Source organism: Veillonella sp. VA142 (genome assembly GCF_003992135.1).
In the GTDB taxonomy this organism is placed as follows: Bacteria; Bacillota; Negativicutes; order Veillonellales; family Veillonellaceae; genus F0422.
The window spans coordinates 1-18585 of sequence record NZ_RQVN01000026.1; the positions used below are offsets into that span (position 1 = coordinate 1).

General features: G+C 41.2%; 18 protein-coding genes and 1 rRNA gene. 1 reads left to right on the top strand and 18 read right to left on the bottom strand.

All coding sequences use genetic code 11. The features are described from left to right. Positions 1 to 216: 216 nt before the first annotated feature. Positions 217 to 663: a MarR family winged helix-turn-helix transcriptional regulator gene (locus EO117_RS08090; RefSeq protein ID WP_126939962.1), complete on the bottom strand. Its 447-nt coding sequence runs from the start codon at positions 661 to 663 to the stop codon at positions 217 to 219. Between the two features lie 25 nt (positions 664 to 688). Continuing rightward, positions 689 to 1105, bottom strand: a complete 417-nt coding sequence (locus EO117_RS08095) for an Rrf2 family transcriptional regulator (RefSeq protein ID WP_126939963.1) — start codon at positions 1103 to 1105, stop codon at positions 689 to 691. Between the two features lie 333 nt (positions 1106 to 1438). On the opposite strand from EO117_RS08095, the gene EO117_RS08100 reads away from it, so the two are divergent. Further along, positions 1439 to 2809, top strand: coding sequence for an NCS2 family permease (locus EO117_RS08100; RefSeq protein ID WP_126939964.1), 1371 nt, complete (start codon positions 1439 to 1441; stop codon positions 2807 to 2809). A gap of 205 nt (positions 2810 to 3014) precedes the next feature. Here EO117_RS08100 and EO117_RS08105 read toward each other — a convergent pair whose 3' ends face one another. The 16 genes from EO117_RS08105 to rrf form a co-directional block, all read right to left on the bottom strand. Next, positions 3015 to 3317, bottom strand: a complete 303-nt coding sequence (locus EO117_RS08105; protein WP_126939965.1) for a hypothetical protein — start codon at positions 3315 to 3317, stop codon at positions 3015 to 3017. 188 nt (positions 3318 to 3505) lie between these two features. Next, the gene (gene truA / locus EO117_RS08110; protein ID WP_126939966.1) at positions 3506 to 4288 is read right to left on the bottom strand and encodes a tRNA pseudouridine(38-40) synthase TruA; all 783 of its coding nucleotides are present in this window, start codon (positions 4286 to 4288) and stop codon (positions 3506 to 3508) included. After that, entirely contained in the window at positions 4285 to 5091 is an 807-nt protein-coding gene (locus EO117_RS08115) for an energy-coupling factor transporter transmembrane protein EcfT (RefSeq protein ID WP_126939967.1), read from the bottom strand. Before EO117_RS08115 ends, truA begins: the two co-directional genes overlap by 4 nt. Then, entirely contained in the window at positions 5081 to 5950 is an 870-nt protein-coding gene (locus EO117_RS08120) for an energy-coupling factor transporter ATPase (protein ID WP_126939968.1), read from the bottom strand. Before EO117_RS08120 ends, EO117_RS08115 begins: the two co-directional genes overlap by 11 nt. Beyond that, entirely contained in the window at positions 5935 to 6777 is an 843-nt protein-coding gene (locus EO117_RS08125; RefSeq protein ID WP_126939969.1) for an energy-coupling factor transporter ATPase, read from the bottom strand. The genes EO117_RS08120 and EO117_RS08125 overlap by 16 nt, the downstream gene beginning before the upstream one ends. Before the next feature lie 126 nt (positions 6778 to 6903). Further along, entirely contained in the window at positions 6904 to 8574 is a 1671-nt protein-coding gene (locus tag EO117_RS08130; protein WP_126939970.1) for a sulfate adenylyltransferase subunit 1, read from the bottom strand. Next, positions 8574 to 9473 (bottom strand): sulfate adenylyltransferase subunit CysD, encoded by a 900-nt coding sequence (gene cysD / locus EO117_RS08135; protein ID WP_126939971.1) that lies wholly within the window; start codon positions 9471 to 9473, stop codon positions 8574 to 8576. The genes EO117_RS08130 and cysD overlap by 1 nt, the downstream gene beginning before the upstream one ends. 10 nt (positions 9474 to 9483) lie before the next feature. Beyond that, positions 9484 to 9798 carry a ferredoxin family protein gene (locus EO117_RS08140; protein WP_126939972.1) on the bottom strand — a complete coding sequence of 105 codons (315 nt, stop codon included), beginning with the start codon at positions 9796 to 9798 and terminating at the stop codon, positions 9484 to 9486. Then, complete coding sequence (locus tag EO117_RS08145) at positions 9782 to 11590, bottom strand: adenylyl-sulfate reductase subunit alpha (protein ID WP_126939973.1); 1809 nt, start codon at positions 11588 to 11590, stop codon at positions 9782 to 9784. Before EO117_RS08145 ends, EO117_RS08140 begins: the two co-directional genes overlap by 17 nt. 217 nt (positions 11591 to 11807) lie before the next feature. Continuing rightward, complete coding sequence (locus tag EO117_RS08150; protein ID WP_126939974.1) at positions 11808 to 12869, bottom strand: ABC transporter ATP-binding protein; 1062 nt, start codon at positions 12867 to 12869, stop codon at positions 11808 to 11810. A 109-nt stretch (positions 12870 to 12978) separates the two neighbouring features. Then, on the bottom strand, positions 12979 to 13806 hold the full coding sequence (locus EO117_RS08155; protein WP_126939975.1) for a sulfate ABC transporter permease: 828 nt from the start codon (positions 13804 to 13806) through the stop codon (positions 12979 to 12981). A 7-nt stretch (positions 13807 to 13813) separates the two neighbouring features. Further along, positions 13814 to 14689: a sulfate ABC transporter permease subunit CysT gene (cysT, locus tag EO117_RS08160; protein WP_240632610.1), complete on the bottom strand. Its 876-nt coding sequence runs from the start codon at positions 14687 to 14689 to the stop codon at positions 13814 to 13816. Beyond that, entirely contained in the window at positions 14670 to 15695 is a 1026-nt protein-coding gene (locus EO117_RS08165) for a sulfate ABC transporter substrate-binding protein (protein WP_126939976.1), read from the bottom strand. The genes cysT and EO117_RS08165 overlap by 20 nt, the downstream gene beginning before the upstream one ends. 187 nt (positions 15696 to 15882) lie before the next feature. Then, on the bottom strand, positions 15883 to 16806 hold the full coding sequence (cysK, locus tag EO117_RS08170; protein WP_126939977.1) for a cysteine synthase A: 924 nt from the start codon (positions 16804 to 16806) through the stop codon (positions 15883 to 15885). 425 nt (positions 16807 to 17231) lie between these two features. Next, the gene (locus tag EO117_RS08175) at positions 17232 to 17828 is read right to left on the bottom strand and encodes a hypothetical protein (RefSeq protein WP_126939978.1); all 597 of its coding nucleotides are present in this window, start codon (positions 17826 to 17828) and stop codon (positions 17232 to 17234) included. A gap of 353 nt (positions 17829 to 18181) precedes the next feature. Further along, a 5S ribosomal RNA gene (gene rrf / locus EO117_RS08180) occupies positions 18182 to 18298 on the bottom strand. Positions 18299 to 18585: the final 287 nt, after the last annotated feature.

Here is an 18585-nt window from a genome sequence, read left to right on the forward strand (position 1 = left end):
CCTCATTATTCTGCCAAAAAGAAATTGCGTAAGCCTAGAAAACAAGCCATTTACATAGGCTTATTTAAGTGCGCCTAAAAACGGAAAAACTACCAAGATATCTTGTGATAGTATTATCTCAAGAAGCTTGGTAGTTTCTGCATGCAAAAGGGACCGTAACGAAAATGTAAAAAAGTACATTTTGTTACAGCCCCCTCACCTTACAAATCAATCTTATTAGATTGTATAGCCTTTTACATTGTGTAGCACTTTGAGCAGCAAGCCTTGTAAAACTCGCATTTCCTCTGGTTTTAACCCAATTGTCGATTCAATCAATCCAGGAATATGGCGAACCTTTTTCTGTAGAGATTGGCCTTTAGCCGTTAAGGTAATCACCATAGAACGTTCATCATTTTTTAATCGTTCACGCAAGATTAAGCCTTTTAACTCTAGTTTTCGTAACAATGGTGTTAATGTACCAGAATCCAAGAAAAGCCGTTCCCCAATCGCTTTTAAGTTCACAGTTTTCAATTCCCAAATAACTGACATAGCTAAATATTGTGTATAGGTCAATCCAAACTTAGTCAATTCTGGTTGGCAAGCCCGAAATACTTCTTTCGTTGCTGCATACAAAGGAAACCCTATATGGGCTTCTACATCTAATTTTTCCTTCTCTTTTTTCACGTTAAATTCCCCACTCTTTTAAAACTTACACTGAAAAATGTCGATCAATAACATCCTGCAATGTTAAACTTTGCATATACTCTCGTAAATGATTCTGTAAATGCTCCCATAATGGTAATGTACGGCATCCTTTGCTCATTGGACATGTGTTCACTTCTTCCTCTAAACAAGCCACAACGGCAATGGAGTCTTCAGTAGCCGCTAGAATATCATAAACTGTATAGTCTTTTGGCTCCTTCGTTAACTGGTAGCCACCGTATTTACCACGCACACTTTTTACATAGCCTGCAGCCCCTAATCGTGCTACAATACCTTCTAAATATTTATCAGAAATGTTTTGACGAGCCGCCATTTCGCGGATAGAAACATTGCGATCTACGCTATGTTCTGCTAAGTCCACTAACACGCGTAGGGCGTATCGACCTTTAGTAGAAATTTTCATAAGTAATACCTCTTCACAAGTAGGATTTATTTCTTTTTCTATTATATCTATAACAACGAAATTTGTCTATATAGATTATGTACATATTGGGTACACAAAATGCATACCTACCACCCATTATACGCATGTATACAACACTCTTATGCAAGTTTACACATATTGAAAACCATTATCTACTCTTAGAATACTTTTAGCTGACTTATTAGATTTTATTATATGATTATCTGTCTTTTATAATTTTTTTGAATATATTATGTCAAAAACTCTATCCTAACTAATAAGTCTATGCTACAATAAAAGAGAACTTTTATTTAATTACATAGGAGGTCCACCATGTTAGAACGAGTATTCGCACTGAAAGAGCGAAACACTACGATCCGTACAGAAGTCCTTGCAGGGCTCACTACTTTCATTACCATGGCATACATTTTGCTGTTAGCACCTAACTTGCTAAGCTTAGCGGGTATGGATAAAGATGCCGTATTAATTGCTACAGCCTTAGGGGGCGGTTTAGTCACTATTACCATGGGCCTATTTGTTAATTATCCTATCGCCTTAGCACCTGGCGTTGGTCTGCTTGCTTTCTATTCTTTCACCGTTGTTCTCGGTATGGGATTGACCTGGCAAACTGCATTAGGTGCTGTATTTATTTCTGGTCTTGTATTCCTTGTACTGACATTGACAAAAATTCGTCAACTCATCATTGAGGCCATTCCTTCTTCTTTAAAAATCGCCATTACAGTAGGTATTGGTTTATTCATTTGTATCATTGGTTTAAAACTATCTGGTCTTATGACCATCGCTTTATCCTTACAACCTGGTACATTAAATGATATTGTGACTGCCAAAGGTCATGGGGCTCCTGCCGCATCAGAAACCTTATTGACATTAGGTAACTTAGGCAATCCAGAAGTGCTCTTATCTCTGTTCTCTTTGTTCTTCTCTGCGGCTTTGATGGCGCGTCGTGTAACAGGTTCCCTATTAATTGGTGTTATTGTTACCTCCATTTTAGCCTATGCTACCGGCATCGCTAGCTTACCAGATACTTTTAGTGTTATGGCTATTCCTGATTTTAGTAAAATTGCTTTCATGGATTTAGATATTTCTTCAGCGTTCCATGTAGGCCTTGTAACAATTATTTTCTCTTTCACCTTTGTTGAATTATTCGACTCCATGGGCACCTTAATTGCTACCGCTTCTAAAGCCGGTATTGCGGATCCTAAAAAAGGCGAATTCCCAGGTCTTGGCAAAGCGATGATTGTGGATTCCCTCGGTGTAAGCTTTGGTGCTATGCTTGGTTCTAGTACTATCACAGCCTTCGTTGAAAGTGCCGCTGGTGTTGGTGCTGGTGGTCGTACAGGCCTCACTGCTGTCACTTGTGGTATCATGTTCATCCTTTGCTTATTCTTTGCTCCTTTAATCGCGCTAGTTCCCAATGCAGCTACAGCACCTGTACTTATCTTAGTAGGTGCTTTGATGATGGAAGCCATCCGTGAAATTAATTTCTCCGACTGGACAGAAGGATTCCCTGCCTACTTAGTTATCGTATTAATGCCATTTACATATAGCATTGCCAACGGTGTAGCAGCAGGTCTCATCGTGTATCCGTTGATGAAATTGATCACTGGCCGTCATAAAGATGTACACTGGTTTATGTACGTACTAGGAGCTATCGTATTGGCTAAATATATATTCTTTGAATAATTGAATACGTACTTTGTAAAGTTATTAAAAAGGACTGTACTACATGTACCCAATACATGTGTTACAGTCCTTTTGTTATGTTTATTGACCTATTCTACAACATCCGAATTATAGGGCATAATGAGTTGTTTTGAATAGCCATGGAACTCGTTACATACTATGATTATTGAACTTTAAAATTGTTTTAAAATAACTAGAAGGTAAATTACAGCATATCGTCTTCATACACTGCTTCTTCAAAGAACAATGGTAATACATCATCACCATATTCGTTCATATCGCGACCTGTTTTAGAGAATACCACAGATGCGGCAAAACGCATTAACTCTGCTTCGTTCTCTGGATTATTCACAAATTCTTCAATAATTTTGTCCATATCTAAATGGCGTTTCATAATGAATCTCGCCAATTTGCGACGATTCACTGGGTCATTCACCAACTCATCTACATCGATAATGTATTCTGGCATTTTAATGGCAATATGCGTGTGGATTCCGTCTTCTTTCATGATAACCTCCTACATCGTACGCCCTATCGTAGGGCTATGCTTATATACTAACAAATATTATAGTCCATAGCAATTACATAACCACTTGTACCCATTCTTCAACTTTCATAGTAAACTACCAAAATCGCTCATAACCCTAAGTACATCTAGTCACTTCCTGTACTCCTTATACATACATGTATATATGCCTATAGGTTCGCTATGCACTGCACTCGCTCTTGTAATCTAGCATCATCGGTAAACACCGTATCTAAACACAGTCCATGGGCAGGTGCTGTTTTCCCGATTAATTGTCTATTCTCACCAGCAATGATGCGTGGCACGTCCTCTGGGTGAAAGCGGCCTAAGCCTACATCTACCAAGAATCCCGCCATATTCCGCACCATATGATACACAAATCCATCTCCGAGGACATGTATTCTGACAGTCGTTCCCTCTTGGATAACTTTCACAGCATACATGGTTTTCACTGGATCTTGTACCGTCGTATTATGGCCTTTGAAAGTACTAAAATTATGTGTCCCTTCTAGGGCTTGTGCCGCTCGCTTCATGACTTCTATATCCAAAGATTTACGCACATGGTAGGCATAGCGCAATTGTAGTGGGTCTACCACAGCATCATTGTGAATAGTATAGATATATTCCTTCCCTTTCACATAGTTCCGTGGATTCCAATCCGCTGACAGCTCCTGTGCCTCACGGACTACGATATACGGTGGCATATGAGCAATGAGAGCACGCATCAGATTGTCTACGGGAATCTTGCCGGTCGTAGTGAAAGCCACTACTTGCCCTCTAGCATGGACCCCTGCATCCGTCCGAGAGGATCCGTAAATCGTAATAGGTTCATTGCACACCTTAGATAAAGCCTCTTCTAGATAGCCTTGCACGGTAGGCCCATTCTGTTGCCGCTGATACCCACAGAGATCTGTTCCATCATAGGCAACGATAAGCTGTATCGTTCTTGTCATATACCAAATCCCCAGCGCAATACAGCTAGCACAATACTCACCAAGACAACGGCTCCAACACCGTATGTATCTAATGAACTATATTGTAGTTCTTTCAAACGGGTCCGACCCTCTCCACCTCGGTAACAACGAGACTCCATGGCCACTGCCAATTCATCGGCACGGCGGAAGGCACTAATAAACAATGGCACTAGTAAAGGCACCATATTTTTAGCTCGTTTTAGTAAGGAGCCTGTAGTAAAGTCAGCACCACGGGATTCTTGGGCTTTCATAATGCGATCCGTTTCCTCTAACAAGGTCGGAATAAATCGTAAAGCAATGGTCATCATCATAGCCAATTCATGGGCTGGCACACCAACACGTTTCCATGGATTTAGAAGTCTTTCAATACCGTCTGTCAATCGGATAGGGGACGTAGTATACGTCAACAAGGAAGAGAACACGATTAAGAAAATCAATCGACCCGCCATGAGACCGCCCAAATTAAGGCCTTCTCGACTGATGTGTAACCAACCATAGGTAAATAGGTATTCTCCCGGTGTGGTAAATACGTGAATAGCCAAGGTGAATACGATGATGATCCACAATGGTTTAATGGATAGCCACACCAATCGCACTGGCAAGCGAGACAAGCCTAAGCACCCGAAAGTGAAGGCCGCCACAATGCTATAAGTCACCAAACTATCTGCAAAGAAGATTGCAATGATGAAGATCATAGTGGCTATAATCTTAGCCCGTGGATCCATGCGGTGGAGTAAAGAATCCCCTGGAAAGTACTGACCGATGGTAATATTACTTAGCATGGTGCACCTCCTTGAGATACTCGTAAATATCTGCTACTGCCTCATGAACATGAACACGGTCGATATTCACTGGAATGTTTCGTTCTGCCAAAGCTTGCAAAGTTTGCGACAATGGCGGTACATCCACGCCAGCCGATTGTAATTGTTCACGGTCATTATGGAAAATCTCAATAGGGTTCCCATCCAATAAGACTTGCCCTTGATGCATCACAATCAATCGGTTCGCCATACGAGAAATATCTTCCATATTATGAGATACAAGGATAACAGTAATACCTTTTTCCTTGTGCAATTTTACAATTTCTCCAAAGATTTCTTCTCGTCCAAATGGATCCAACCCTGCAGAAGGCTCGTCGAGGATTAAATAATCTGGGTCTAAGGCAATGACCCCTGCAATGGCCACACGGCGCATTTGTCCACCCGACAAATGGAAGGGAGACCGCTCTGTATAGGTGTCATAATCTAAGCCTACAAATTGCATAGCTTCTCGCACACGGCGATCTACTTCCGCCTCATCAAAGCCCAGATTTTTAGGGCCAAAGGCAATGTCTTTGGCAATGGTTTCCTCGAAGAGTTGATGCTCTGGGTATTGAAATACCATACCCACTTTATGACGTGTTTGTTTGACTGTTTCTGTTTTACCTACTAGGTCCACCCCATTGACTGTTACGGTACCTGAGGTAGGATGCAATAAACCATTTAAATGTTGAACTAAGGTGGATTTACCAGACCCTGTATGACCGATGATGCCTACAAACTCACCTTCGTGAATGGTCAAGTTCACATCATGCAAGGCTGTTTTTTCAAAAGGTGTCCCCTGTCCATAGGTGTAGGTTACATGTTCTAATTGAATTGACATATGGCCTCCCCTAATTCTTCATTGGTGGTAATGCCATTTGGCATAGGTACCCCTTTTTCTTGTAAGCGCACTGCAATTTCTGATGGCACTGGCACATCTAGACCGAGGCCTTTTAAGGTGTCTACATTCATAAACACATCTTTCGGTGCCCCTTCATCGATGACCTTACCTTGTTTCATCACAATAATGCGATCAGCCAAGGCTGCTTCTTCCATAAAGTGCGTAATATATACGATAGTGATACCCTCTTCCTTATTAAGACGGTACACCGTATCCATAACTTCTTTGCGCCCTTTTGGATCAAGCATAGCTGTTGGCTCATCTAAAATGATACATTTAGGTTTCATCGCTAATACACCGGCAATGGCGATGCGTTGCTTTTGTCCACCTGATAATAGATGAGGTCCATGTAACGCATAGTCTGACATATTCACAGCTGCTAATGCGGCATCCACACGTTCTCGAATTTCAGGAGCTGGAACCCCTAAGTTTTCTGGACCAAAGGCCACGTCTTCTTCCACAATGGCTGCCACGATTTGGTTATCTGGATTTTGAAATACCATGCCCACATTTTGGCGAATATTCCAAATTAAATGCTCTTCTTTTGTATCCATTCCTAAAACGGTAACGGTACCAGATGTAGGTTGCAATAGGACATTAAAATGTTTAGCAAGCGTACTTTTACCACTCCCATTTGTCCCGATAATGCTGACAAACTCACCTTCATGAATGTGAACACTCACATCCTGCAAGGCATGTACCTCACGGCCCATTTCGTCTTGGTATACATGACTCATATGGTCCGTACTGATCATAACTTGTTTCATCTTATTTTTAGTTTCCTCTCTACGTAAGTACAATTGTTACTTCGTATTATAATCTACTTCATTATACCTTGTAGATAGGTTTAGGACAATAGGCAGCCTATGTTATGTCTAGGTGGTTACAATATTTTATTGTTTGAAAGCAATATGACGATAACTTGTGAAAGTCAACCATTTAGCGAATGTCTCATTAAGATTCTTGGATGCCTCAATATCTGCTATAAACCTGGAGTATTCTTCTGCAGATTGCACTTGAATACCAAAGCCACGACCGTTTAGTAATGGCACCCCTTGGTAGGTATACTCACGCAATGGAGCAATGGCTGTGATCACACCATCTCGTACGGAAATATAGACTTTGTCACGTAAAATTAAGATATCGAATGTACTTGGATATTGGTAACTATCTCCTGTAAGCGGAATCGTATCTCCCACATGGTATGTGGCACATTCAGGTCTTACTTTATCTACTGTCAACCCTTCCACATCGTAATAGAACTCTTCAAAAATATCACCACGACCATGAACGGAATCCCCGATAAATGTATATAGCTCTTCTCCTTTATCGAGGGTATCTTGGATAACACCGCAGGCTGCCGTCATATGACTGACACGGTCGATAAGGATGAACTCGCCCAATGTCTTATGCTTCGTAAAAGTATCTACCACAATTGGCTCTTGCAAAGTCAATACGCAACGAGCAATTTCATTTTTGCTCAATCTATCACGTTCCACATGATCTCCCGTGTTCACATCGACAGCATACCGGATTTTGCTCACTACCCCAGATACTAGTTTTGTACCTGCCATGATAAGGTATTCTCTACCTTCTTGTAAGGTGGTGTCATCCATCCATAGTAACGTCGTTTCTAGTTTTGCGCTAACCTGTAACTCTGTGTTATTCACAATAACGCAACCACGAGATACGTCTACTTCACGGTCTAATTGGATAGTCACCGCTTCCCCTGTATGAATTTCCTCAACAGAGTCAAATCCTCGAATTAAAGATTTCACCACTGCCGTTTCTCCGCTTGGCAATACGCACACTGTGTCATTCACACGAAGAGTACCGCTTTCTACTTGGCCTTGGAATCCTCTAAACGTATGGTCCGGACGAGATACACGTTGTACTGGTAAATAAAAACCTTCTTCTTCAAAGGCTTGGATATCCACTGTTTCTAAATGGCCGAGTAAGGTATTCCCCTTATACCAAGGCATGTGTGGAGAATGAACGGTAATATTATCTCCCTCTGTAGCGGATACAGGGATGATAGCAATGTTCGCTAATTGTAATTCTTGTTGTAATGCTTGGATATCTGCTTGGATATCTTGGAAGCGACTTTCACTATAGTCCACTAGATCCATTTTATTCACTGCAAAGATGAAATGTTGGATACCCATTAAGGCACAGATACGAGCATGACGACGGGTTTGCACCAACACACCTTGCTTCGCATCCACTAGAATGATTGCCAAATCTGCAAAGGAGGCCCCTACCGCCATATTGCGCGTATATTCTTCATGACCTGGTGTGTCCGCCACGATAAAGCTGCGGTGGTCCGTTGTAAAATAACGGTATGCCACGTCAATAGTGATACCTTGCTCACGCTCTGCCATCAAACCGTCTAGCAACAAGGAATAGTCAATTTTGCCTCCACGGCTACCTACCTTACTTTCTAATTCAAGGGCTTCCTTTTGGTCTGCATATAATAATTTGGAATCGTATAAGATATGTCCAATCAATGTAGATTTTCCGTCATCTACACTGCCACATGTAATGAATTTCAATAAACTTTTCATTAGAAATAGCCCTCCCGTTTACGTCGTTCCATGCTACCTGCCGCTTCACTGTCGATGACCCGTGTAGTTCGTTCAGAGGATACGGCACTCAATGTTTCTTCGATGATTTCATCTAAGGTAGTTGCATTCGATTCAATACCACCTGTTAATGGATAGCATCCTAAGGTGCGGAATCGCACTAATTTATTCTCTACCGTTTCGCCCTCGCGCAAGCGGAATCGTTCATCATCGACCATGATTAAGTTTCCATCTCGCTCTACTACAGGTCGTTCTGCTGCAAAGTACAATGGCACAATGTCGATATTTTCCCGTTTGATATATTGCCAAATATCTGTTTCTGTCCAGTTAGAGATTGGGAATACACGCATGCTTTCCCCTTTGTTGATTTTTGTATTAAATAGTTTCCACATTTCCGGACGTTGGTTCTTTGGATCCCACGCATGTTGTTCATTTCTGAAAGAAAAAATACGTTCCTTGGCACGGGATTTTTCTTCATCTCTACGACCGCCCCCAAAGGCTGCATCAAAGCCGTATTTATCTAACGCTTGTTTTAAAGCTTGTGTTTTCATAATATCTGTGTAGGCTGCACCAGAGTCGAATGGATTAATACCACGATCTACTCCGTCCTGATTGATGTACTCTAGCATTTCAATACCTAGTTTCTTTGCCACATTGTCACGAAACTCAATCATCTCTTTGAACTTCCAAGTGGTGTTCACATGTAAAAATGGGAACGGTGGTTTTGCTGGATAAAAGGCTTTCATTGCTAAATGCAGCATCACCGAACTATCTTTCCCAATAGAGTATAGCATCACTGGGTTTTCACATTGTGCGGCTACCTCGCGAATAATATATATAGCTTCCGCTTCTAATTCATCTAAATGAGAGAATTGACTCATATTAACCTCCTTAATAGGCATTACTTTCTTTTGCATTGACCGTAATTCGCTGTACAGTTCCATCTACTTTCGTAATATCCCAATGTAACAAATGATCTTCTGTACGCACCACCATAGTAGCACCTTTACCACCCATATCCTCTCCTAGGAAAAAGGAAATGGCTCCTACCGGGCACTCTTTCACACAAGACACGCAGCCCCAACAATCAGAGGGATAGGCAATGTAGGCTTTCCTCGCCTCATCTTTGTAGATCAACGTCCCTGGGCATACTTGTTGGCACCTACCACAACCGATGCAAGTATCCTTATTAATTTGTATGCTCATAAGTATCCCCCTTTTCCACTAGTGGCCGTTGAAAGACCTGAAATTCTCCATCCTTATATATGGAATTTACATACACCAATCCCTCATTACTACAATTCGGGTAATCACCATGTTCTCCAAAGCTATGCCAACGGGTTTCCTTACGCCCTCCTAAATGCGCTACTAAAGCTTGTGCTACCACAATGCGATCTCGCAATTCATAGAGGTAGGACAATTCATGTAACGTATTGGCTTGTAATTGTTCTACATCTTTGGCTAAAGCTTGCAATTTTGATTTCGCCACACCTAAGCTTTCCTCTGTGTATCTGTAGGCTTCGCTAATACCCCCGGCATAGACATCCATGATGTCCTGCAATCGTTGTTCCTGTGCTTCAATACGTGCTAATGCAGAACTCTCGCTAGCCAGTACAGCACCATCATTAGTGTGGACTAGTTCGGCGCCAATGTTCGTGCTGTTTTGTACAACACTATCGTTAGATCTGGTTTGTGTAAAATCATCATTACTACCAATTTGCACAGTATATCGTTTCACGATAGCATCAATTGTTTCCTTATACCACGCTTCCCGTTCTACAGACGGTACTTCACCTTGATCTTGGTATCGTCGTACAATCTCATCTCCTGCAATTTCTCCTTCTGCTAAGGCTCCTGTGACATATTTTTGAGGTGCTCCTCCTGCTACATCACCGGCAGCAAATAGGTTAGTGATGGTCGTTTCTCGATGGGTATCAACCCAGTAACCACTCGCCGTATGACCTCCTACAATATAAGGTTCTGTACCTTCAATTTCTACATTTTCTGTAGCTGGACCATGACCACGTTCTACCCAACGCAACGTTTGGCTTGGTGCCATGTTGAGGTAGGCTTTCAGCAAATCTTGCTCTTGGTCTGGAGAAATCCCCTTCGTCCCTAAATAGCACGGCCCTCTGCCTTCCACCTGTTCCTGTACGGTACCGTATACGCGTTGCGAAGTAGTGATACCATATACACTTTCATAGTTCTCGCCAAGACCATTGATTTGTTTCGCTCCTACCCCTTGGGCGATAGTCCCGGTAGGTGCGATAGTATCTTTACAACGAAGGGCAATGAACCGCATCTCTAAGGTGGTCATCTCCGCCCCTTGCAAGATACCCATAGCATAGCCTGCTCCTGTATTAAACGGGGAATACCACATTTTATGACGGGAGAACCCCGGATTATTCGGCTTATAAATACCAGAAGCACCGCCAGTAGCACAAATCACATATGTCGCTTCAATCTCATAGATGGTACCCGTCTCCTTATGAAAGCCCATAGCTCCATAGATACGATTATCTTTCACAATATAGTCGGTGATGACCAACTGATTGATAATTTGACAATTCTCCAACGATTCCACAGCACTGGCCAAAATAGGCTTAATATTTTCACCATTAATTTTGATGTTTCGATTCCCACGAGCTACGTAATTACCTTGGTCATCTTTCAAAATCACCAACCCTAATCGTTCTAGCTCATGGACTGTTCCATTCACTCGTTCGCACATCGTACGCAACAAGTCATCTCGCACAATGCCCTCCGCATCCTTCGTGGCATAATCCACGTAATCTTGGACTGTACGATTTGGCAAAATATAACAATTAATAGCATTTACCCCTGCTGCCAAACAGCCACTTCGTTTAATATATGCCTTTTCTGCCACAATGATGCGAGCATCGCTGGCTTTTCCTATCGTTAACGCTGCATAACAACCGGCCGTCCCTCCGCCGATAATCAGCACATCTGTACGCAGTCGCTCTTTCTTTCCTAACATCCTATACACCCTTTCTTTCCTGTGTATATACCCTTGTATATATTGTTTCTGTTCTATCTATACCTTCTAAAATATACTAGTAGTTATTTCCATATCCGCTATACCTTCTAATCATTTCATACGCATTTGATATATATGTCCTGACATCCTTGTATCCTACACTACAGATAGCTAACTAATATCATCTATCTTCATTACTACCATACCTAATAGATTTCTAAATATAGAACAAGCTACTTGTATTCATACCTTCGTTTTCTACTAGATACGTGTCGGTCTCATCGTAAATACAAATCCTTGAAATCAACACATCCACCGCATCACCTACTTTGAAAGCATGTCCATCGATGGTATGATTCGCCACCAACACTAACTCACCAACGCAAACCGTCACTTCCAAGCGATTGCCTTTGAACAAAATATGTTCAATGTGACCTAGTTCCACCACGCTACGATAGCGGTGCAATGATCCTTGGGGATGAATGCTGATATATTCTGGTCGAATTAAGGCTTCTTTTACATTGTTGATTTTCTGAAAGCCTTTTAACACGTCATACCCTTCTACAACAGAAGACTTACCTAAGAACTTTGCCACAAAAGGAGTCTTAGGATTACAGTAAATCTCCTGAGGCGTTCCCACTTGTTCAATACGACCTTTGTTAGTCACCACAATTTGATCTGCCATTTCTAAGGCCTCCTCTTGGTCGTGCGTGACAAAGATGGTAGTAATCCCAATTTGCTGAATCGTATGACGCAACCACATGCGAAGTTCTTCCTTTACCTTCGCATCGATGGCTGCGAAAGGTTCGTCTAAAAGCAATACATCTGGATTCGGTGCCAGCGCTCTGGCAAAAGCAACCCGTTGTCGTTGTCCCCCAGATAATTGGCTCGGATATCTATCTTCTAGTCCACTAAGTCCGATGAGATCGATGAGCTCCGTCACACGATGATGAATTTCCTCCTTGCCCACTTTCTTCACGGTCAATCCAAAGGCAATATTATCAAACACCGTCATATAGCGAAACAAGGCATAACTTTGAAACAAAAAACCAATCCCTCTGTCTGCAGGTGCCACAGTATTGACCCGTGTACCATTGATATAAATATCGCCTTCATCAGGTGTTTCTAAACCAGCAATCATCCGCAGTATAGTCGTCTTCCCACTTCCACTAGGTCCTAAGAGGGCTACCAAGCTGCCCTTCTCAATAGACAAGGACACATCTTTCGACGCCTGAAAGTCCCCATAATTTTTATATATATTCGATAAACTAACGTACATGCATTTCCTCCCTCTACCTGTATCGATGACAATTCGTATCGTTGACTACTCTTGACCTACGGTATCATTGACTTTCCTCTCCGGTGCCTCGCTCTATCATTAACTTGCTTTATCGATAGCTAGCTTTATGCGCTGCATAGGTGCGCAAACCAATCATGATGAAAGCCAATAGAATCAGCACCGACGACACACTAAAGGATGCTACCACGGCACTTTCAGTACCAGACATATAAAGAGCGTCGATTTCTAATGGCAAGGTAAACGTAGATCCCCTCGACTTAGATACAGCTGCCACAGCACCAAACTCACCCATAGCCCGGGCACCGCACAAGATAATCCCATACAGCAAAGGCCACTTAATATGAGGAAAAGTGATATCCTTAAAAATACGCCATCCAGAAGCTCCCATCAAAGCCGCGGCTTCCTCTTCTTCTCGACCTTGATTCAATAAGACTGGCAGGATTTCACGGAATACAAAGGGCATAGTCATGAATACAGTCACCAAGATAACCCCTGGTATAGCGAAAACGATACGAATATCTAATCCTGTCCATGCATTCAACTGATTGATATACGGACCTAACCACCCCAATCTACCAAAGGTGAGTAGAAACGCTAAGCCCGCTATAACGGGAGATACGGAAAAGGGTATATCTGCCAACGTAGATATCAATGTTTTACCAGGAAAATCGAATTTTGATACCACAAAAGCCGCTGCCAATCCAAAAATGGCACTCACCAACATAGCGATTGTCATCACTAACATGGTCAGTCCTAAGGATTTCATCACATATATTGTACTAATAGACTGCACATAGAACTGCCAACCTAACGACAAGGATTGAAACACTACTGAAAGCATAGGAATAAGGAGCATAAAAATAATGAATACCCAAGCTAATAGAATTAACAAGGTAGAACCGTATCGTCCTTTCATAGTCCTCTTACCTCCCTTTAATACGTTTTGCGTGATGATTCTGAATTACATTCACTACTAATAATATAGAAAACGAAATGCTTAGTAGCACAATAGCGATAGCCGTAGCACTGCTATAATCGGCATAATTTAACTTTTGCATAATCACATAGGATACAGCCTGTGTGTGATTTTTAAAACTATTCCCTGAAATGTAAATAATACTACCATATTCGCCAATCCCTCTAGCAAAGGCGAGACTAAAACCAGTCAGCAAGGGTGGCAACAATTCAGGAAAAATGACTTGTCGATATAATCTAAATTTGCTAGCTCCCATCATGAAAGCCGCTTCTTCATAAATAGGATCTAATGTTTCTAACACTGGTTCCAAAGACCGAACCACAAAGGGAATCCCTACAAATACGAGGGCTACTATAATCCCAACTTGACTGTAAGCCACGTGAATCCCCCATTGCGACAAGATGGTTCCAAACCACCCTGTATCGGTATACAGTTTCGATAAGGTAATCCCAGCCACTGCTGTTGGTAGTGCAAAAGGAAGCTCTATCATACTATTCAGCAAGGCTTTTCCTGGAAATGTATACCGCACCAAGACCCAAGCCAAGATAAAGCCAAATATTACATTGATAGCTGCTGCAATAGCCGTTGTAAATAGACTCGTTTTAAACGCTTCTACTACATTAGGTTTTGTAAGCAATACTTTCCAAGTGTCCCAAGGCAAGGATAATCCATGGGCAAAGACTGACCCTAAGGGAATGATAATACAGATAGATAATAAGGTGATGGTGATACCCAAAGACAAGCCCATACCCGGAATGATCCGTGTCGATGTAGGGTGTATGATTCGTGAAAACCACGATGATTTATGTTCCATAGATTTCATCAAATACCCCACCTTCATCAAAAAACTTCTTATACACTGCATCCCAGCCACCATAGGCATGGATTGTCGTTAACTCTATCTTATGGTTAAAAGTCGAAGAAAACTCCTGTAAAATAGCTGGATTGGACGGTCTAAATCCATAAGAACCAATCAAACGTTGTCCTTCATCGGAATATAAATATTGAATGTAATCACGAGCTACCTCTGTAGTTTGATCTCGATCTGTAATCCCTTTTACGATAGCCACATTCGGCTCTGCAACGATGCTTGTGCTAGGAGTCACCACCTCATATTGTTCTGGATAGTTCTTCGCAATTTGCAAGGCTTCATTTTCCCAAATCAATAATACGTCCCCTTGCTTATTTTCTACAAAAGTTGTCGCTGCACTACGAGCACCAGCATCTAGGACTTTCACATGGTCGTAAAGAGATTTCACATACTCTTTCGCCCCTGTTTCTGTGCCATACGCCCTGAGTCCGTGGTCCCAAGCTGCCATGAATATCCAACAGGCAGCGCTAGAACTCTTAGGGTCTGGAGCTACGATGGAAATCCCAGACCGTTCTAAATCTTCCCAATCTAGTATATGTTGGGGATTACCCTTTCGCACCAAGAATACAATAGTTGATGTATAAGGAGCAGAATGGTTTGGGAACATAGCTTCCCAATCGGCAGCGAGTAAGTGCACACGATTCAGCATTTCAATATCTTGCGAGGACCCTAAGGACACAATATCAGCATCATTACCTTCAATGATAGACCTAGCCTGTGCACTAGAACCACCATGAGATTGCGTGACATGCACATTCTTTCCAGTTAGCGCCTTATAATGCTCACGGAATAAGCGATTGTAATCTTCATAAAATTCTCGAGTACTATCATAGGATACATTCGTAATATACACCTCATTGCCTGTTATCTTTGGCTCTTTCATACATCCCGTGAAAACCCCTATACAAGCAATACCTATTATGGCGATGAGCCAGTTTCTATATCGTTTTTGATTCATATATACCCTCCATCGTCATGATTCCTTCCATAGCACTGCAATCATATTGTTAGACGCCATTAATTATAACCAGTTAGTTTGGTAATATTCCCTATCCACCTTCAGAAATAGAGAGCATCCTCTGTCTAAAAATATGATATATCTCAACTCTATAAATAAAAACTTAAGAGTCATGCGCTAAAAGACTTCAAGCATCGAAAATACCTGTCGATAAATAGCGCTCCCCACCATCAGGTAGTAAAACAACAATATTCTTATTTTTATAGGCCGGGTCCTGACCAATTTGTATGGCCGCTTGTAAGGCAGACCCCGAAGAAATACCAAGTAACAATCCTTCTGTTTTAGCAATTAATCGTGTACATGTGTAGGCATCCTCCGTAGAGACGGGCACAATCTTATCTAACAACTTAGTATCTAACACATCTGGTATAAATCCTGCTCCAATCCCTTGGATACCATGAGGACCTGCCTCTTTGCCAGATAATACAGCAGCTGTAGTCGGTTCTACTCCAATAATCTGTACATGAGGGTTCTGCTCCTTCAAGAACCGTCCCACACCTGTCACCGTTCCTCCTGTACCGATAGAGGATATAAACACATCTACTTCACCATTCGTATCCTTCCAAATCTCTGGACCTGTAGTCTCATAATGGGTGTTAGGATTTGCAGGGTTAGTAAATTGTTGTAAGATGAAAGCATTGCCATGTATTTGTTGCAACTCCTCAGCCACACGGATGCTACCTTTCATCCCTTCAATACCCGGTGAAAGTACCACTAGTGCCCCTAATGCTCTTACAATGCGTTGACGCTCCACACTCATCGTATCGGGCATAACAAGAATTAACTTAAGCCCCATTTGAGCCGCTACAAAGGCGAGCCCAATTCCCGTATTACCACTAGTAGGCTCAATCAACACCGTATCTTTTTGTATCACCCCAGAGTCAATGCCCTGTTTAATCATTCCGTAGGCAACTCGATCCTTCACACTGCCTAATGGGTTGAAATATTCTAATTTTCCTAGCAAACGACCATTCAACTGATGTAGTTTTGCAAAAGCATCCAATGCCACTAACGGCGTAGAGCCTATTAAATCTGTTACGTGCTGGTACATGATTGGTTCCCCCTTACTGCTGTATTTTTTATGTATATAACTAGCTGGTTAATATATACTACGTAATATGTAGTGAAAATATATCTATTCGCTGTAATACTTTGATCATTAATCCATAAATTTAATATATTGATAATATCTATATCTAATTTTATAAATATATATTTTTGTTTTATATTTACTACATATGTATCGACATATGCTGATAGACAGCATCTGGTTATTGCTCTATACAAAGCTATAATAACGTCTACTATTGTATATTCTTATTCCTATGTAGTCAATTGGATATAAACTATAGAGGACTATAGGGTAAAACTATATACATAAATATACAATTTTAAAAATGAGAATTGTTATATATAAAAAACACTATTCTACTTTAGTAGAATAGTGTTTACACTAAAAGGGGTAACTACTATTTATTATTTTAAATATTGACCTAAGTCTATTTTTGTAAGTGTGTCTTCTATAGCACGATGGAATGCTCTATCATAACTTCCGCTAGTTTTACCTACGCTGGAGAATTCCTCATCCATAATATAGTCCTCTTGTTGAGCATCATAAATAGTAACACTTGTCATGATAGTCAAATTTTTTCTAAGACCTGTCCAAAAATTTTGTTTCTCCTCTGCTGATGTAACACGAGTTGCTAATACCATCACATAGCGAGTACCTTCTTTGGCTGCCAAAGCTTTAAGGTCTTTAGTACGAAGAATAACTCCTTTATCCTGATCTCGTTGATTATCATTAGTGTCATTATCTCTAATGTAAACTTTAAGATCTTTTTGGGCCTTTGTAAAGGTAATAGCCTCATAACCTACACTCTTTAATTTCTCATTTACTTTTGTATATATCTCTTCACTCGTTTCTAATGGCTTACCAACATGAGATGGATCCATTTGGATAAACAATGCAATAGGTTGTTTAGGTGATTCTAATAGCCCCATTGCTTGCGAATTCAAAGAACCTAACAAGAATACAGAGAAAACTATCGCAAAAAATATATATAGTTTTTTCATACTCAGTCTCCTTAATCCCCTTTTATCATATACATTATAATATGAAATTCATCTTTTTTAAAGTATTATCCTAAACTCTATATTATTAATTTATAAGATTTTACTAGTGATATGTTGGCTGGAAACGGCTCTTCTCGTACATCATCATTTGCAACTTCCTGTTCTGCCCTGTGGATTTTCTTTACTCCCTTCGGTCGTAGAAAATCTTACGGGCCGAACTCCCCGATTCACACACTTTCATGCGTCGCTTTGCTCCTATGAAAGTGGTTCACTGGGGATCCCAGGGCGACCTACTCGTATGTAAACTTACAGATTAATAAAAAAAGACACCCTACTGGGTGTCTTTTTTTATTAATCAGCGACTTCCTATCCTCCCAGGCCGTTTCCAGCCAAGTACTTTCGGCGTTTACGAGCTTAACTACTGTGTTCGGGATGGGAACAGGTGGTTCCTCGTAGCCATCGTCACTGAATTTGTCAGGGTGTTCCCTGAAAACTACATAGAAAGATAATACTTAACTTACAAGTTTTAGGATTTACATACCAATCATATCGTAAATCAGTTTAAGTTCGTCGGTTTTGTGGAATTTCTTCACTCCCTTCGGTCGTGGAAATTCTTACAACCGACATACTGATTCACACAACTTTGTGCGTCGCTTTCGCTCCTACAAAGTTGGTTCTCTAGTAAAGCCCTCGATCTATTAGTACCAGTCAGCTCCATGCCTTGCAGCACTTCCACACCTGGCCTATCAACCATGTC

Excerpts from the sequence above, each read along its gene's own strand:
- EO117_RS08095 (WP_126939963.1), bottom strand. The coding sequence starts at position 1,105 with ATGAAAATTTCTACTAAAGGTCGATACGCCCTACGCGTGTTAGTGGAC.
- EO117_RS08100 (WP_126939964.1), top strand. The coding sequence starts at position 1,439 with ATGTTAGAACGAGTATTCGCACTGAAAGAGCGAAACACTACGATCCGT.
- EO117_RS08105 (WP_126939965.1), bottom strand. The coding sequence starts at position 3,317 with ATGAAAGAAGACGGAATCCACACGCATATTGCCATTAAAATGCCAGAA.
- truA (WP_126939966.1), bottom strand. The coding sequence starts at position 4,288 with ATGACAAGAACGATACAGCTTATCGTTGCCTATGATGGAACAGATCTC.
- EO117_RS08115 (WP_126939967.1), bottom strand. The coding sequence starts at position 5,091 with ATGCTAAGTAATATTACCATCGGTCAGTACTTTCCAGGGGATTCTTTA.
- EO117_RS08120 (WP_126939968.1), bottom strand. The coding sequence starts at position 5,950 with ATGTCAATTCAATTAGAACATGTAACCTACACCTATGGACAGGGGACA.
- EO117_RS08125 (WP_126939969.1), bottom strand. The coding sequence starts at position 6,777 with ATGAAACAAGTTATGATCAGTACGGACCATATGAGTCATGTATACCAA.
- EO117_RS08130 (WP_126939970.1), bottom strand. The coding sequence starts at position 8,574 with ATGAAAAGTTTATTGAAATTCATTACATGTGGCAGTGTAGATGACGGA.
- cysD (WP_126939971.1), bottom strand. The coding sequence starts at position 9,473 with ATGAGTCAATTCTCTCATTTAGATGAATTAGAAGCGGAAGCTATATAT.
- EO117_RS08140 (WP_126939972.1), bottom strand. The coding sequence starts at position 9,798 with ATGAGCATACAAATTAATAAGGATACTTGCATCGGTTGTGGTAGGTGC.
- EO117_RS08145 (WP_126939973.1), bottom strand. The coding sequence starts at position 11,590 with ATGTTAGGAAAGAAAGAGCGACTGCGTACAGATGTGCTGATTATCGGC.
- EO117_RS08150 (WP_126939974.1), bottom strand. The coding sequence starts at position 12,869 with ATGTACGTTAGTTTATCGAATATATATAAAAATTATGGGGACTTTCAG.
- EO117_RS08155 (WP_126939975.1), bottom strand. The coding sequence starts at position 13,806 with ATGAAAGGACGATACGGTTCTACCTTGTTAATTCTATTAGCTTGGGTA.
- cysT (WP_240632610.1), bottom strand. The coding sequence starts at position 14,689 with ATGAAATCTATGGAACATAAATCATCGTGGTTTTCACGAATCATACAC.
- EO117_RS08165 (WP_126939976.1), bottom strand. The coding sequence starts at position 15,695 with ATGAATCAAAAACGATATAGAAACTGGCTCATCGCCATAATAGGTATT.
- cysK (WP_126939977.1), bottom strand. The coding sequence starts at position 16,806 with ATGTACCAGCACGTAACAGATTTAATAGGCTCTACGCCGTTAGTGGCA.
- EO117_RS08175 (WP_126939978.1), bottom strand. The coding sequence starts at position 17,828 with ATGAAAAAACTATATATATTTTTTGCGATAGTTTTCTCTGTATTCTTG.